The following is a 16,487-nucleotide window of genomic DNA, read 5'->3' as shown; positions in this document are numbered from 1 at the left end:
ACCATGTCGAAATTTTTTATCGACCGTCCGATTTTCGCCTGGGTAATTGCCCTGGTGATCATGTTGGTCGGGGCTCTATCGATCCTCAAACTGCCGATCAACCAATACCCGAGCATTGCGCCTCCGGCCATTGCGATCCAGGTGACCTACCCAGGCGCGTCCGCACAAACCGTGCAGGACACCGTGGTGCAGGTCATCGAGCAGCAGCTCAACGGTATCGATAACCTGCGTTATGTCTCCTCGGAAAGTAACTCCGACGGCAGCATGACCATTACCGCGACCTTCGAGCAGGGCACCAACTCCGACACCGCACAGGTTCAGGTGCAGAACAAACTGAACCTGGCCACCCCACTGCTGCCGCAAGAAGTGCAGCAACAGGGCATCCGCGTGACCAAGGCAGTGAAAAACTTCCTGTTGGTCATCGGTGTGGTCTCGCAAGACGGCAGCATGTCCAAGGACGATTTGTCCAACTACATCGTGTCGAACATGCAGGACCCGATCTCCCGCACTGCCGGCGTCGGTGACTTCCAGGTGTTCGGTGCCCAGTACGCGATGCGGATCTGGCTCGACCCGGCCAAGCTGAACAACTACAACCTGACCCCGGCCGACGTCAGTGCGGCAATTTCGGCGCAAAACGTCCAGGTGTCCTCCGGTCAACTCGGTGGCTTGCCAGCGAAGCCTGGCCAGCAACTGAACGCCACGATCATCGGCAAGACCCGTTTGCAGACTGCCGAACAGTTCAAGGCGATCCTGCTGAAGGTCAACACGGATGGCTCGCAAGTGCGCATCGGTGATGTCGCCGAGGTCGGTCTGGGTGGCGAGAACTCCAGCATCGCGGCCCAGTTCAACGGCAAACCGGCCTCCGGTCTGGCGGTCAAGCTGGCCAACGGCGCGAACGCCCTCGATACCGCCAAGGCCTTGCGCAAAACCATCGACAGCCTGAAACCGTTCTTCCCTGAAGGGATGGAAGTGGTATTCCCGTACGACACCACTCCGGTGGTGACCGAATCGATCAAGGGTGTGCTTGAAACCCTGGTCGAAGCGATCGTACTGGTGTTCCTGGTGATGTTCCTGTTCCTGCAAAACTTCCGCGCCACCGTCATCACCACGATGACCGTACCCGTGGTGTTGCTGGGTACGTTCGGGATCCTCGCGGCCTTCGGCTTCAGCATCAACACCCTGACCATGTTCGGTCTGGTGTTGGCCATCGGCTTGCTGGTGGACGATGCCATCGTCGTGGTGGAAAACGTCGAACGGGTGATGAGCGAAGAAGGACTGTCGCCCAAGGAAGCCACCAAGAAATCCATGGGACAGATCCAGGGTGCTCTGGTGGGTATCGCGCTGGTACTGTCGGCGGTACTGCTGCCGATGGCATTCTTCAGCGGCTCGACCGGTGTGATCTACAAACAGTTCTCGATCACCATCGTTTCGGCCATGGCCCTGTCGGTAATGGTTGCCTTGATCTTCACCCCGGCGCTCTGCGCCACGATGCTCAAGGCGATTCCCAAAGGCGAGCATGGCGTCCCCAAACGCGGCTTCTTTGGCTGGTTCAACCGTAACTTCGACCGTGGCGTCAAAAGCTACGAGCGCGGTGTCGGCAACATGCTCACGCACAAGGCCCCGTACCTGCTGGCCTACTTGCTGATCATTGTTGGCATGATCTGGCTGTTCACCCGCATCCCGACGGCGTTCCTCCCGGAAGAAGACCAGGGCGTACTCTTCGCCCAGGTGCAGACCCCGGCCGGTTCCAGCGCCGAACGCACGCAAGTGGTGATCGACGAAATGCGCACCTACCTGCTGGAGAAAGAATCCGGCGCGGTGGCCTCGGTGTTTACCGTGAACGGCTTCAACTTCGCCGGTCGCGGGCAGAGCTCCGGTCTGGCGTTCATCATGCTCAAACCGTGGGACGAGCGTGATGCGAGCAACAACGTGTTTGCCCTGGCAGGCCGCGCCCAGCAGCATTTCTTCAGCTTCCGGGACGCGATGGTATTTGCCTTCGCACCGCCAGCGGTATTGGAGTTGGGTAACGCCACCGGTTTCGACGTATTCCTCCAGGACCGCGCCGGCATCGGTCACGAGAAACTCATGGAAGCCCGCAACCAGTTCCTCGGCATGGCGGCGCAGAGCAAGGTGCTGTATCAGGTGCGTCCGAACGGCCTGAACGATGAACCGCAGTACCAGCTGGAAATCGACGATGAGAAAGCCAGCGCCCTGGGCCTGACCCTCGCCGACATCAACAGCACGCTGTCGATCTCCTTCGGTAGCCGATACGTCAACGACTTCATCGACCGCGGTCGGGTGAAAAAGGTGTACGTGCAAGGTCAGGCCGGTGCTCGCATGAGCCCTGAGGACCTGAAGAAGTGGTATGTGCGCAACAGCGCGGGCACCATGGTGCCGTTCTCCGCGTTCGCCAAGGGTAAGTGGGTTTACGGTTCGCCGAAACTGGCCCGATACAACGGCGTGGAAGCGATGGAGATCCTCGGTTCTCCGGCGCCGGGTTACTCCACCGGTGAAGCCATGGCCGAAGTCGAAGCCATCGCCAAGAAACTCCCGGCCGGTGTCGGTATTTCCTGGACCGGCCTGTCGTACGAGGAACGCTTGTCCGGCTCGCAAGCACCGGCGCTGTACGCCCTGTCGCTGCTGATGGTGTTCCTGTGCCTGGCGGCGCTGTACGAAAGCTGGTCGATTCCTATCGCGGTGATGCTGGTGGTGCCGCTGGGGATCATCGGTGCGCTGATGGCGACCAGCCTGCGCGGTTTGTCCAACGACGTGTACTTCCAGGTGGGCCTGTTGACGACCATCGGCCTGGCGGCGAAAAACGCCATTCTGATCGTCGAGTTCGCCAAGGAACTGCACGAGCAAGGACGCAGCCTGCGCGAGGCGGCGATTGAAGCCTGCCGCATGCGTCTGCGACCGATCATCATGACGTCGCTCGCTTTCGTCCTCGGTGTGGTACCACTGGCTATTTCCACGGGCGCGGGTTCGGGCAGCCAACATGCGATCGGTACGGGTGTGATTGGCGGTATGCTCACGGCCACGATCCTGGCGATCTTCTGGGTCCCGCTGTTCTTCGTTACCGTGTCTTCCATTGGCCAGCGCAAGAAAACTGACCCGGATGACACCACTGAAACTCCTAAAGAGGCTGGCCAATGAGCAAGTCGCTACTCTCCCTAGCCGTCGCCGCGTTCGTGCTCGGCGGCTGCTCGCTGATTCCCGATTATCAGCGGCCCGCCGCACCCGTGGCAGGGCAATACCCGCAAGGCCCGGCGTACTCGCCGGCCCAGGCGCCGAACCAGGCAGCGGCAGAGCAAGGCTGGAAGCAGTTTTTCCATGACCCGGCGCTGCAACAGCTGATTCAGGTCGCGCTGGAAAACAACCGTGACTTGCGTGTCGCGGCGCTGAATATCGACGCGTTCGCGGCTCAATACCGCATCCAGCGGGCCGATCTGTTCCCGGCGGTGTCGGCCAACGGCACTGGCAGCCGCCAGCGCGTTCCGGCTGACGTCTCGCCATCCGGTCAGGCAGGCATCACCAGTTCCTACTCGGCCACGGTCGGCATCAGCGCTTATGAACTCGACTTGTTCGGTCGGGTTCGCAGCCTCAGCGAAGAAGCGTTGCAACAGTACTTCGCCACCGAAGAAGGCCGTCGCAGCACCCAGCTCAGCCTGGTGGCCAACGTCGCCAATGCCTACCTGACCTGGCAAGCCGACAAGGAATTGCTGAAGGTCACGCAGGACACCCTCGGCGCGTTCAACGAGAGCTACAAGCTCACCGCGCGCAGCAACGAAGTCGGTGTCGCCTCGGCGCTGGACCTGGCCCAGTCGCGTACCTCGGTGGAAAACGCCCGGGCGCAACTGGCCAAGTACACCCGTCAGGTCGCCCAGGATGAAAACAGTCTGGTGCTGCTGCTCGGCACCGGTATCCCGGCCAATCTGCAACCGGCCAGGCCGCTGTCTGACGAGCTGCTGAGCGATGTGCCGGCCGGCCTGCCGTCGGACTTGCTGCAACGTCGTCCGGACATCCTTCAGGCCGAATACAACCTGAAAGCGGCGAACGCCAACATCGGCGCGGCACGGGCTGCATTCTTCCCGAGCATCAGCCTGACGGCCAACGCCGGCACCTTGAGCCCGGACTTGTCCGGTCTGTTCAAGGGTGGTTCGGGCACCTGGCTGTTCTCGCCGCAGATCAACCTGCCGATCTTCAACGCCGGCAGCCTGCGCGCCAGCCTGGATTACTCGAAAATCCAGAAAGACATCGGCGTGGCGAACTACGAGAAGTCCATTCAAACGGCCTTCCAGGAAGTCGCCGACGGCCTGGCCTCACGCGCGACCTACACCGATCAGGTACAGGCCCAGCGTGATCTGGTCGCCGCCAACCAGGATTACTACCGTCTGGCCGAGCGTCGCTACCGCATTGGTGTCGACAGCAACCTGACCTTCCTCGACGCTCAGCGTCAGCTGTTCAACTCCCAGCAGGTGTTGATTACTGATCGTCTGTCGCAGTTGATCAGTGCGGTCGACCTGTACAAGGCATTGGGCGGTGGCTGGAACGAGCAGACCGCGAAAGCCGAACCGCTGAAAGAAGAAGCGCCGAAGATGAGGCTGTTCTGATAGCGCCGTGAAAACGACAAGCCCACCTTTTGGTGGGCTTTTTGTTGTCTGCGGGGAAGGTGGTGCTGTTGCTACTGGACCCTTCGCGAGCAAGCCCGCTCCCACAGTTGACCGTGCCCGTCTGGACATGTGGGAGCGGGCTTGCTCCGGGCGGCGTTCCGACGAAGGCGCCAGTTCATACACCATCGAATCCAGGATCACTCCCGCGATTCAACCCCCAGCTCATCCCACACCGACTCCGCCAAATGGAACGTCGCATTCGCCGCCGGGATGCCGCAGTAGATCGCGCTCTGCATGATCACCTCCTTGATCTCGCCACGGGTCACGCCGTTGTTGGCGGCGGCGCGCAGGTGCAGTTTGAGTTCTTCGTTGCGGTTCATGCCGATCAGCATGGCGATGGTGATCAGGCTGCGCGTAGGGCGCGGCAGGCCTGGGCGGGTCCAGATATCGCCCCAGGCGTGGCGGGTGATCATTTCCTGGAACTCCGCGTTGAACTCGGTCAATGCGTTGAGGCTGCGGTCGACATGCGCATCACCGAGTACCGCGCGACGCACGGTCAGTCCTTCGTCGTAACGTTGTTTTTCGTCCACCAGAAAATCCCTCAATGACCCAGCAAAAAGCCAACCACGCGCTCGCTGAACGCCGCATCGGCCTGAACGTTGGACAGGTGCGCGGCGTAGAACTCGGCGTACTCGGCGCCCGGCACGTGTTGCTCGATAAAGTGCCCGCCGGACGGCGGCGTCACGGCGTCTTCGGTGCCGGCGATCACCAGCAGCGGCACGCGGATCGAGGACAACTGATCACGGAAATCGGCATCGCGCACAGCGGCGCAGTTGGCCGCGTAACCTTCAGGCGAAGTGGCCGCGAGCATGTCGGTAATTCGTTTCGCGGCCATCGGATTGGCTTGGGCAAAATCCACGGTAAACCAGCGTGCAATCGATGCATCGCGCAAGGCGACCATCGCTGCCGTACCGTCACGCAGCACCGTTTCGATGCGCGGGTTCCAGATCGACGGGTCGCCGATTTTCGCCGCCGTATTACACAGCACCAGTTTGAGCAGTCGATCGCCGGCATTGATCCCCAGCCACTGCCCGATCAAACCGCCCATCGACAGCCCGCAGAAATGCGCTTTTTCGATGTGCAGCGCATCGAGCAAGGCGAGCACGTCATGGCCCAATTGCTCGATGCGGTAAGGCCCTGGCGTCACCAGCGACTTTCCATGGCCACGGGTATCAAAACGCAGCACGCGAAAATGTTCGGTGAACGCGGCCATTTGCGCGTCCCACATGTGCAGGTCGGTGCCCAGCGAGTTGGACAGCACCAGCACTGGCGCGTTTTGCGGCCCTTCGAGTGTGTAATGCAGTTCGTCCTCGGCGAGTTGTACGAAAGCCACAGCAATCTCCTTCAGGCAATCAACGCAGAATGTTCAGCCACCGCTCGCTCGACCCAGGTGCGGGCCTGGCCGAGATAATGGGCGGGGTCCAGCAGACGATCCAGTTCGGCCGCCGTGAGTTCGGCGGTCACCTGCGGCTCGTCACCGAGGACGGCGCGCAGGTGACGCTGTTCAGCCACGGCGCGCTGGCAGCATTGCTCGAGCAAATGGTGCGCGGTGTCGCGCCCGACGCGCTGGGCGAGGACGATGCTCACCGCCTCGGCCAGCACCAGCCCTTGAGTCAGGTCGAGGTTGCGCGCCATGCGCCCGGCGTCCACTTCCAGCCCCTGTGCCACCAGCAGCGCTTGCTTGAGGCTGCCGGACACCAGGCAGCAAATCTCCGGCAAGGTTTCCCACTCGGCATGCCACAGCCCCAGGCTGCGCTCGTGTTCCTGGGGCATGGCGCTGAACAAGGTCGAGAGCAAACCGGGAACGCGGGTGGCGGCGCCGATCAGCACCGCCGCGCCGACCGGGTTGCGTTTGTGCGGCATGGTCGAGGATCCGCCCTTGCCCGGCGCCGACGGTTCAAACACTTCGCCCGCTTCGGTCTGCATCAACAGGCTGATGTCGCGCCCCAGTTTGCCGAGGCTGCCGGCGATCAACCCGAGCACCGCACCGAACTCCACCAACCGATCACGCTGGGTGTGCCAGGGTTGCTCGGGCAGGCTCAATTGCAGTTCGTCCGCCAAGGCCTGGGCAACCGGCAGCGCCTGTTGGCCAAGGGCCGCAAGCGTTCCGGAGGCGCCGCCGAATTGCAGCACCAGCAAGCGCGGTTTGAGTTGCTGAAGACGTTGACGACTGCGAGTGACAGCACCCAGCCATCCGGCGATTTTCATGCCCAGGGTGACCGGTGTCGCGTGTTGCAACCAGGTGCGGCCGGCCAGCGGCGTGGCAGCGTAGTGCGTGGCTTGAGTGGCGAGGATGTCGCCCAGTTGTGCCAGATCGCTTTCGATCAACGCCAGCGCCTGCCGCAGTTGCAGCACCAGACCGGTGTCCATCACGTCCTGGCTGGTCGCGCCCAGATGCACGTAGCGCTCAGCCTCGGCGTCATTGCCGGCAATCTGTCGACCCAAGGCTTTGACCAATGGAATCGCCGAATTGCCCGCCGTGGCAATCGCTTCACCGAGTGCCGAGAAGTCGTAATGGCCCGCCTGACACGCCGCTTCGATAGACGCCACCGCCGTGTGCGGAATCAACCCGACACGCGCCTCGGCCCGAGCCAGCGCCGCTTCAAAATCGAGCATCGCCTGAACCCGGCCTTGATCGCAGAACACCTCACGCATATCGCGGGCAGTGAAATAGGCATCGAACAATTGATTGCCCGGTCGCTGGTTCATAAACAGTTCCTGGAGGCGTGGGCCGCTGGGGCCCACGGGTAATGATCAAAGATCGTGGTGCAGGTATTTCGCTTGTTTGGGCAACCGCAGACTGAACAGGAACGCCACCGCCATCATCACCGTGACGTACCAGTAGAAGGAGTTTTCCATGCCCACGGCTTTGAGGCTAAGCGCCACGTATTCCGCCGAACCGCCAAAAATCGCGTTCGCCACGGCATAGGCCAGGCCAACACCCAGCGCGCGCACTTCCGGCGGGAACATTTCGGCTTTCACCAGACCGCTGATCGAGGTGTAAAAACTGACGATCGCCAGCGCCAACGTAATCAGGACAAAGGCCAGGAACGGGCTGCTGATGCTTTTCAGACTGAGCAGAATCGGCACGGTGAACAGCGTCCCGAGCGCGCCGAACCACAGCATCGAATTACGGCGACCGATCTTGTCCGCGAGCATGCCGAACAGCGGCTGCATGCACATATAAAGGAACAGCGCGCCGGTCATGATGTAGCTGGCAGTCTTGGCATTCATGCCGGCGGTGTTCACCAGGTATTTCTGCATGTACGTGGTGAAGGTGTAGAAAATCAGCGAACCGCCGGCGGTGTAGCCGAGCACGGTGATGAACGCGGCCTTGTGGTCGCGGAACAAGGCGCGGATGCTGCCGGCGTCTTTGTTTTCACGCATTTCCTTGCTGCTGGTTTCCTTGAGCGAACGTCGCAGGAACAGCGAGATCACCGCAGCCACGGCACCGACCACAAACGGAATCCGCCAACCGTAGGCACGCAAATCATCTTCGGTGAGGAACTGTTGCAGGATCACCACCAGCAACACCGCCAGCAGTTGCCCGCCGATCAGCGTCACGTACTGGAACGAGGCGAAAAAACCGCGCTGGCCCTTGAGGGCGACTTCGCTCATGTAAGTGGCCGTGGTGCCGTACTCGCCACCGACCGACAAGCCTTGCAGCAAACGCGCGAACAGCAGCAGGATCGGCGCCCATACGCCGATGCTGGCGTAGGTCGGCAGGCAGGCGATGAGCAACGAGCCGAAGCACATCATCAGCACCGAAATCATCATCGAGTTCTTGCGCCCGTGCTTGTCCGCCACACGGCCGAAAATCCAGCCGCCAATGGGTCGCATAAGAAACCCGGCCGCGAACACACCGGCCGTGTTGACCAATTGCACCGTGGGGTTGTCGGAGGGGAAAAACGCAGGGGCGAAATAGATCGCGCAAAAGGCGTAGACGTAGAAGTCGAACCATTCGACAAGGTTGCCGGACGAGGCGCCGACAATGGCGAAGATACGCTTTTTGCGCTCTTCCCCGGTGTAGTGCTCGGTTGCAGCGGTGGTCGTTGTCATTGTTTTTCACTCAATGGGGACAGTGACAGTCTAGACATACTTCGCAACAATCCCGTTCCCCAGATACATAACCCGAGGGCAATGCAAACTCCGTGGTGAGGGGGCTTGCCCCCGTTCGGCTGCGAAGCAGTCGTAATTCAAACACCGTGTTTTATGTGAAACATCGAGGCGGCTGGTAGTGGGGTTGCTTCGCAACCCAACGGGGGCAAGCCCCCTCACCACAAAAGCCCATTCACTACAGAAGCCTTCTCATCACAGAAGCCCCCTCACTACAGAGCCCCTTCACCACAGAGCCCCTTCACCACAGAAGTCCTTCACTACAGAAGCCCCCTCACTACAGAACCCCCTTCACCACAAAAGCCCATTCACTACAGAAGCCCATTCACTACAGAAGCCCTCTCATCACAGAAGCCCCCTCACTACAGAGCCCCTTCACCACAGAAGTCCTTCACTACAGAAGCACCCTCACTACAGAAGCCCCCTCACCACAGACGTAATGTGATCTCAGTAATCAAAGAACACCGTCTCCGCATCGGTGCCCTGCAGAATCACGTTCCACTGGTAAACGCCGGGCACATCGGCTTTTGCCAGCAAGGTATTGCGGCGATCAGCCGGCACGCACTCCAGCAGCGGGTCCGCGATATTCGCTGGCTCGCCTTCAAAGTAAATCCGCGTCAGCAAGTGCTTCACCAACCCGCGAGCAAACACCAGCACCACCAGATGCGGTGCCTGGGTCGTGCCGTTCAGCCCTTGCACGGTGCCCGGTTTGATCGTGGTGAAACGAAAGCGTCCTTCGGCGTCGACCGGCACTCGGCCAAAGCCTTCGAAGTTCGGGTCCAGCGGCTTTGGCTGCTCGTCTTCCGGATGGTCGTACTTGCCGGCGGCGTTGGCTTGCCAGACTTCCAGCATCGCGTCGTTGACCACGTCGCCGTTGCCATCGATGACTTGCCCGGTGATCGCCACGCGCTCGCCCAGGGTTTGCTCGACGGTCAGGTCTTCGCGGTTCAGCCAGGTCAGGCCGATGTGGTAATACGGCCCGACGGTGTGGGACGTAGTCGCAGTCAGCGTCATCTTATTTCTCCATCGGCGTGGCTTCGCGGCCGCGCAAGACGATGTCCCAGCGATAACCGAGGGCATAGGAAGGGATGGTTTTTTCCAGATCGAACGTCGCTATCAATCGCTCCTTGGCGCTGGTGTCCGGCACGCAGTTGTAGATCGGGTCGTAGGCCAGCAGCGGATCGCCCGGGAAATACATCTGGGTCACCAGGCGCGTCAGGATGCTCGGCCCGAACAGCGAAAAATGGATGTGCGCCGGGCGCCACGCGTTGTGGTGATTACCCCACGGATAGGCGCCGGGCTTGATGGTCTGGAATTGATACCCGCCGTCGGCATCGGTCACGGTGCGGCCGGTGCCAGTGAAGTTCGGGTCCAGCGGCGCGTCGTGCAGGTCGCGGGCGTGGTTGTAACGGCCGGCGGCGTTGGCCTGCCAGATCTCCACCAGAATTCCCGGCACCGGCAGCCCGTTTTCATCCAGCACACGGCCGTGAATGATGATGCGCTCGCCCTGGGGTTCGCCCTCGTGCTGAGCCGTCAGGTCGTTGTCCTTCTCGCTCACACGGTCGGCACCGATGGTCGGGCCGGTAATTTCTGACAACGAGTGCGGCAAAAACACCAGGGGCCTGGACGGCGAGCGCTTGTTGGTGGATTGATAGGTCGGGTGCAGGTATTCCGGCTGGGTGCCTTCTTGTGGGCGACGGTAACCAGGCTTGTCAGTCATTTCGCTTTTCCTCTGTTCTTATTGGTCGGCGGCGGTCAGACGCGTTCGATCGCCAGTGCCAGACCTTGGCCGACGCCGACGCACATGGTCGCCAGACCTTTCTTGCCTTGAGTCTTTTCAAGCTGATGCAACGCGGTCAGCACCAGACGCGCACCGCTCATGCCCAACGGATGACCGAGCGCGATGGCGCCGCCGTTCGGGTTGACCTGCGCGGCGTCATCCGCCAGACCCAGTTCACGCAGCACCGCCAGGCCCTGGCTGGCGAATGCTTCGTTGAGTTCGATCACGTCAAAATCACTGACGGCCAAACCGAGGCGTTCGGTCAGTTTGCGCACCGCCGGCACCGGGCCGATGCCCATCACCCGAGGCGCAACACCGGCGCTGGCCATGCCCAGCACTTTGGCGCGGGCGGTCAAGCCGTGCTTTTGCACGGCTTCGGCCGAGGCCAGAATCAACGCCGCAGCGCCATCGTTCACACCGGAGGCATTGCCGGCCGTCACCGTGTTGTCGGGGCCGTTGACCGGTTTGAGCTTGCCCAGGGTTTCCAGCGTGGTGTCGGCGCGCGGATGCTCGTCCTGGCTGACGACGGTGTCCCCTTTCTTGTGGGCAATCCGCACTTCAACGATTTCTTCAGCAAAAAATCCTGCGGCCTGCGCGGCGGCGGCGCGCTGCTGGCTGCGCAAGGCAAACGCGTCCTGATCGGCGCGGGACACTTGGTAATCGTCGGCCACGTTGTCGGCGGTCTGCGGCATCGCATCGACGCCGTATTGCGCCTTCATCAACGGGTTGATGAAACGCCAGCCGATGGTGGTGTCTTCCAGCTTCATGGAGCGCGAGAACGCCGCGTCGGCCTTGCCCATCACGAATGGCGCGCGGGACATCGATTCGACGCCACCGGCAATCGCCAGCTCCATTTCGCCACTGGCGATGGCGCGGAACGCGGTGCCGATGGCGTCCATGCCCGAAGCGCAGAGACGGTTGAGGGTCACGCCCGGAATGGTTTCCGGCAGCCCCGCCAGCAACAGCGCCATGCGCGCAACGTTGCGGTTGTCTTCGCCGGCCTGGTTGGCGCAACCGAGGAACACTTCGTCGACCGCGTTCCAGTCCACTGAGGGATTGCGCGCCATCAAGGCCTTGATCGGCACAGCGGCCAGGTCATCGGCACGAACCGTCGACAGGCCACCGCCGAAACGGCCGATGGGCGTGCGAATTGCGTCGCAGATATAAACGTCGCGCATCAGGCTTCTCCCGGCGCTTGGCCGTGGGCGGCCGCCGTGCGGGCTTCCAGATCCCGCAGCGCTTTGAGTTCAATCGCGGTGGGCTCGGCCGTGTGTTCAACCGTGGCGGCGAACCGAATCGACCAACCGGTGGCAGCGACCACTTGCTCACGGGTCACGCCCGGATGAAGTGCCGTGACCACAAATTCGTGGGTCTCGGCTTCCGGCTCCATGATGCACAGGTCGGTGATGATGCCGACCGGACCGGCGCCCGGCAGGCCAAGACGCTTGCGCGAATCGCCGCCCTCGCCATGGCCGACCGAGGTAATGAAGTCGAGCTTGTCGACGAAGGAACGCGCCGACTGTTTAAGGATGATCAACACGCTCTTGGCGGAGCCGGCGATCTCCGGCGCGCCACCGGCACCCGGCAGGCGCACTTTGGGCTGGTGGTAATCGCCGACGACGGTGGTGTTGATGTTGCCGAAACGGTCGACTTGCGCCGCACCGAGAAAACCGACGTCGATGCGCCCGCCCTGCAACCAATAGCGAAAAATCTCACCGGTCGGCACCACGGTGTCAGCGGTTTCCGCCAGCTCACCGTCACCAATCGACAGCGGCAGTACGCTCGGCTTGGCACCGATCGGACCCGATTCGTAGATCAGCACCACGTCCGGCGAGGAAGTCAGCCGCGCCAGGTTGGCCGCTTTCGACGGCAGGCCGATACCGACGAAGCACACCGAACCGTTCTTCAGCCGGCGAGCGGCGGCGACGGTCATCATTTCATTGGTCGTGTAAGCCATCACTTGGCCTCCGAAGCAGCGGCCAGCTTGGCCTGGAACTCGCTGAAGTCAGCGCAGCCATGGATGTACTCGTTGATCCACGCGGTGAAGGTTTCACGGTCGCGGGCAATCGGGTCCCAGGCCTGGTAGAAACGGTTATCGCGCTCGTTGTAACCGTGCGCGTAGGACGGATGCGCGCCGCCAGGAACGTGGCATACGGCGCTCAAGGCCCAGGTCGGCAGCACACAGGAGTTCATTGGCGCATTGAGGTCGTCGACGATTTCTTCAACGGTGACGATGCAACGCTTGGCGGCCAGCGCGGCTTCTTTCTGTACGCCGAGAATGCCCCACAGCAGCACGTTGCCCTTGCGGTCGGCTTTCTGCGCGTGGATCACGGTGATGTCCGGACGCACCGAAGGCACGGCGGCCAACACTTCGCCGGTGAACGGGCAGGTCACGGTTTTGATCAGCGGGTTGACCTTTGGCAGGTCCGAACCGGCGTAGGCCCGCAGCACCGCGAACGGTAGGCCGGAGGCGCCAGCCACGTAGGCATTGGCCAGGTCGGCGTGGCTGTGTTCTTCAATTTCCAGTGGGTGCGGCCATTGCTTCTCGACCGCGTCGCGCAGGCGGTGCAGCGAACCGACGCCGGGGTTGCCGCCCCAGGAGAAAATCAGCTTGCGAGCACAACCGGCGCCGATCAACTGGTCGTAGATCAGGTCAGGCGTCATCCGCACCAGCGTCAGATCTTTCTTGCCCTGACGAATGATTTCGTGGCCCGCCGCCGTAGGAATCAGATGCGTGAAACCTTCGAGCGCGACGGTATCGCCGTCGTTTACGAACTGCTTCACCGCGTCGTGCAGCGAAAGGATTTCAGCCATGGGGCAGGCTCCCGTTTTGTTATCAACCGACAGTGGATAAAAGGCGCGATGCGAGCGCCGGAATGACTGAAGAGTAAGCCCGTGAAAAACGCCAAACAATCCGATAATCGACTAAGTGTTCGTTTATCGAACGGATTGTCATGTGGCTATCGATCATTAAAGCTTCGTCGGAACGTCGCCCGGACACTCAACGAAGAACTGGAAACCTCCCTCAGGTCGCATCCGCATGACTGACCATGCCCTTGATCAGCACCGCCGCCGTCGCCACCGCCGCCGGAATCACCAGCGCCGTCAGCACTTGCTCGAAATTCCAGCCCAGCCCAAGCAGCGTCGCGCCCATCCACGCACCGAGGATCGCGCCGAAGCGGCCAATCCCGAGCATCCACGACACACCGGTCGCGCGCCCTTGGGTTGGATAAAACCGCGCCGCCAACGACGGCATCGCCGATTGCGCACCGTTGACACACATCCCGGCCACCAGCACCAGGGTCGCCAGAATCGTGATATTGCCCAGGCTCTGCCCCACCGCGTAGGCAAACACCCCGGCGAGCAAGTAGAAAACGCCGATGACCTTGTGCGGATTGAACCGGTCCATCGCCCAGCCCACGCCCACCGCACTCAACACCCCGCCGAACTGGAACAACGCGCCGATGAATGCCGCTTGCTCCATGCTCGCGCCACTGTCGCGCATCAGCGTCGGCAGCCAACTGGTCAGCAGGTAAACGATCACCAGCCCCATGAAATAGGTCAGCCACAGCAGCAACGTGCCCGCGCTGTAGGTACCGGAGAAAATCACCGCGAACACATTGCGCGCCTTTACGGTTTTCTGTTCCGGCACACTGAAGCTCGACGCCTGCGCGACGATTGACGGCTCGATCGGCGCCAGGGTCTTGCGCACCTTGTCGGTGCCACGATTGCGCACGACCAGATACCGCGCCGATTCCGGCAGCCAGAACCACAGGACGACCGCGAGGATCAGCGGCAAAATCCCGCCGATCAGCAACAAGCTGTGCCAGCCGAACGCCGGGATCAGCTTGGCCGAGATGAACCCGCCGCCCGCCATGCCGAGGTTGAAGCCGCAGAACATGCTGGTCACCAGCAGCGATTTTTTGCGCTCCGGGGTGTATTCCGACAGCAGTGTGGTGGCGTTCGGCATACCGGCGCCCAGGCCCAGGCCGGTGAGGAAGCGCAACACCAGCAATTGATCGACATTGGTGCTGTAAGCGGAAGCCAGGCTGAACGCGCCAAACAACAACACCGCGCCCACCAGTACTACTTTTCGCCCGAAACGATCAGCCAACGGGCCGGAACCCAGTGCGCCGAAGACCATGCCGATCAACGCGGCACTCATCACCGGGCCGAGGCTGGCGCGGTCGATGCCCCAGTCCTGGGACAAGGCAGGCGCGATGAAACCCATCGCCGCGGTGTCGAGGCCATCGAGGAAAACAATCAGGAAACACAGAATCACCACCCGCCACTGGTAGCGCGAAATGGGTTGAGCATTGATGAAGGACTGCACGTCGAGGCAGTTTCCTACAGCAGACTGGGGCTGGTTCATTATTTTTATTCCACGCAAGAACGCAGTCGGACGGTGCCAGCCTGGGCTGGCGCTGCGGCGACAGTAATGACCTTGGGGAAAGAGCGTCAATTCGATAAACGCGACTCTGTGCGTTTATCGAACAACTTGAAGAAAGGGCTCAGGCAAACAGTTGCGCGCTGAGGTCGCGGCTGGCGCTGAGCAGCCCTGGCAGGAAGCGTTGTTCCAGTTCGTTGCGGCTGACGCGACCGGCGTGGGTGCTGACGTTCAGCGCCGCGACGACCTGGCCGGACGCGTCGTACACCGGCACGGCAATCGAGCGCAGGCCTTGTTCCAGTTCCTGATCGACGATGCACCAGCCTTGCTGCCGTACTGCTTGCAGGCATTCGAGCAACGCCTCGGGCGTGTGCAGGGTGCGGCTGGTCTTGGCTTGAAGTTCCGCGTGATCGAGGTATTCGCCCAGCGACGTGTCGTCCAGCGCGGCGAGCAGAATTCGCCCCATCGACGTGCAATACGCCGGCAAGCGTCCACCGACGGAAAGATCAACGGAAATCAGCCGCTGAGTGGTGGCCGAGCGCGCGATGTACAAAATGTCATCCCCTTCCAGCGTGGCCATGTTGCACGCCTCGTGCAGTTGCTCGCTCATGCGGTCCAGGTACGGCTGGGCCGATACGGCCAACGGGGTCGAGGATAAATAGGCATGACCCAACGTCAATACCTTGGGCAGCAGCGAATAAGTGCGGCCGTCGGTGGTGGCGTAGCCGAGTTTGATCAGGGTGTGCAGGCAACGTCGAACCGCGGCGCGGGGGATTTCCGTGCGGTGGCTGATCTGCGCGATGGTCAGGTGGCGCTTGCGCTCCTGAAACGCTTGCACCACCGCCAGGCCCCGGGCCAGCGAAGTCATGAAATCCGGGTCGCCGGTCAGGGCCTGAATTCGCTTGGCGGGTGAGGCGACGATGGGCGGCGCCACTGAAGCGAAGGAATTGCGCATTTGATCGTTCATATCGGGTCCTTTCCTACACGGATCAGCGGCTATTACAGACGGCTCCGGCCCCGACACACAAGATCGGACCGGCCAGACTGGGCGATTATCGAACCGTCAACCGATAATCGCAATCAGCGCCCGCCCGTGACCGACCGCTCATCACCCCTGGCCTGCATGTTTTTAAACTTATTGGCCTGCTCCCTTTAAAAGACGATGTAACGGCACAAACTTGTTCGGCTTAATGGCGCCAGAAAGACATCGCCACCAACTGCCAGGCTTGACGTTGTAGTTGCGGTTGAAACTTGTGGGTAACAAAACAATCACACATGGAGAACTACTTTTAACAGCACGGAGATAGTGTTATTCAAATCGACCGCTATAATGCCACCCAGTGGCGAATCGGCTGTTTATCCACCGACTCCGTCACCCGGCAACTCGATGTCCCATCGCCGTTGCCCGCAACAAGTGCCTGACGCTCATTTCATAGACGTCGCCAATGTGCTTGCTGCAACAGGAACCTGATGCTGCGTCAGCTGTTTTCTCTGGTGTCGTGGCCGCCTGCAACATGGAAGTATTGTTCACATG

At 61.4% G+C, this 16,487-nt stretch carries 13 protein-coding genes; 2 read left to right on the top strand and 11 right to left on the bottom strand.

Annotated features, from left to right (window positions below):
- The first annotated feature begins 3 nt into the window (after positions 1-3).
- Entirely contained in the window at positions 4-3,153 is a 3,150-nt protein-coding gene (emhB, locus tag ACQKP4_RS14830; RefSeq protein WP_427634246.1) for an efflux RND transporter permease subunit EmhB, read from the top strand.
- Complete coding sequence (emhC, locus tag ACQKP4_RS14825) at positions 3,150-4,610, top strand: efflux RND transporter outer membrane subunit EmhC (protein WP_427634244.1); 1,461 nt, start codon at positions 3,150-3,152, stop codon at positions 4,608-4,610. The genes emhB and emhC overlap by 4 nt, the downstream gene beginning before the upstream one ends.
- Positions 4,611-4,807: 197 nt before the next feature.
- Here the strand turns inward: emhC and pcaC are convergent, their stop codons facing one another.
- The 11 genes from pcaC to pcaR form a co-directional block, all read right to left on the bottom strand.
- Positions 4,808-5,200: a 4-carboxymuconolactone decarboxylase gene (pcaC, locus tag ACQKP4_RS14820; protein WP_427634243.1), complete on the bottom strand. Its 393-nt coding sequence runs from the start codon at positions 5,198-5,200 to the stop codon at positions 4,808-4,810.
- A gap of 11 nt (positions 5,201-5,211) precedes the next feature.
- Positions 5,212-6,003 (bottom strand): 3-oxoadipate enol-lactonase, encoded by a 792-nt coding sequence (pcaD, locus tag ACQKP4_RS14815; RefSeq protein ID WP_427634241.1) that lies wholly within the window; start codon positions 6,001-6,003, stop codon positions 5,212-5,214.
- 11 nt (positions 6,004-6,014) lie between these two features.
- Positions 6,015-7,379: a 3-carboxy-cis,cis-muconate cycloisomerase gene (locus tag ACQKP4_RS14810; protein ID WP_427634239.1), complete on the bottom strand. Its 1,365-nt coding sequence runs from the start codon at positions 7,377-7,379 to the stop codon at positions 6,015-6,017.
- A 45-nt stretch (positions 7,380-7,424) separates the two neighbouring features.
- The gene (locus ACQKP4_RS14805; protein ID WP_427634237.1) at positions 7,425-8,729 is read right to left on the bottom strand and encodes an MFS family transporter; all 1,305 of its coding nucleotides are present in this window, start codon (positions 8,727-8,729) and stop codon (positions 7,425-7,427) included.
- A 504-nt stretch (positions 8,730-9,233) separates the two neighbouring features.
- Positions 9,234-9,800 carry a protocatechuate 3,4-dioxygenase subunit alpha gene (gene pcaG / locus ACQKP4_RS14800; protein WP_427634236.1) on the bottom strand — a complete coding sequence of 189 codons (567 nt, stop codon included), beginning with the start codon at positions 9,798-9,800 and terminating at the stop codon, positions 9,234-9,236.
- 1 nt (position 9,801) lies between these two features.
- On the bottom strand, positions 9,802-10,506 hold the full coding sequence (pcaH, locus tag ACQKP4_RS14795) for a protocatechuate 3,4-dioxygenase subunit beta (protein ID WP_427634234.1): 705 nt from the start codon (positions 10,504-10,506) through the stop codon (positions 9,802-9,804).
- A gap of 35 nt (positions 10,507-10,541) precedes the next feature.
- Positions 10,542-11,747, bottom strand: a complete 1,206-nt coding sequence (pcaF, locus tag ACQKP4_RS14790; RefSeq protein ID WP_427634276.1) for a 3-oxoadipyl-CoA thiolase — start codon at positions 11,745-11,747, stop codon at positions 10,542-10,544.
- Positions 11,744-12,526: a CoA-transferase subunit beta gene (locus ACQKP4_RS14785; RefSeq protein ID WP_427634233.1), complete on the bottom strand. Its 783-nt coding sequence runs from the start codon at positions 12,524-12,526 to the stop codon at positions 11,744-11,746. The genes pcaF and ACQKP4_RS14785 overlap by 4 nt, the downstream gene beginning before the upstream one ends.
- Complete coding sequence (locus tag ACQKP4_RS14780; RefSeq protein ID WP_123507421.1) at positions 12,523-13,380, bottom strand: CoA transferase subunit A; 858 nt, start codon at positions 13,378-13,380, stop codon at positions 12,523-12,525. The genes ACQKP4_RS14785 and ACQKP4_RS14780 overlap by 4 nt, the downstream gene beginning before the upstream one ends.
- Before the next feature lie 211 nt (positions 13,381-13,591).
- Positions 13,592-14,938: an MFS transporter gene (locus tag ACQKP4_RS14775; RefSeq protein WP_427634232.1), complete on the bottom strand. Its 1,347-nt coding sequence runs from the start codon at positions 14,936-14,938 to the stop codon at positions 13,592-13,594.
- A gap of 139 nt (positions 14,939-15,077) precedes the next feature.
- Positions 15,078-15,920: a pca regulon transcriptional regulator PcaR gene (gene pcaR, locus ACQKP4_RS14770; RefSeq protein WP_427634230.1), complete on the bottom strand. Its 843-nt coding sequence runs from the start codon at positions 15,918-15,920 to the stop codon at positions 15,078-15,080.
- Positions 15,921-16,487: the final 567 nt, after the last annotated feature.

This window comes from Pseudomonas sp. NPDC086278 (genome assembly GCF_050280905.1).
Classification (GTDB): Bacteria; Pseudomonadota; Gammaproteobacteria; order Pseudomonadales; family Pseudomonadaceae; genus Aquipseudomonas.
Note: the sequence above shows the minus strand (reverse complement) of the source record. Positions and strands in the feature narration are given on the sequence as shown.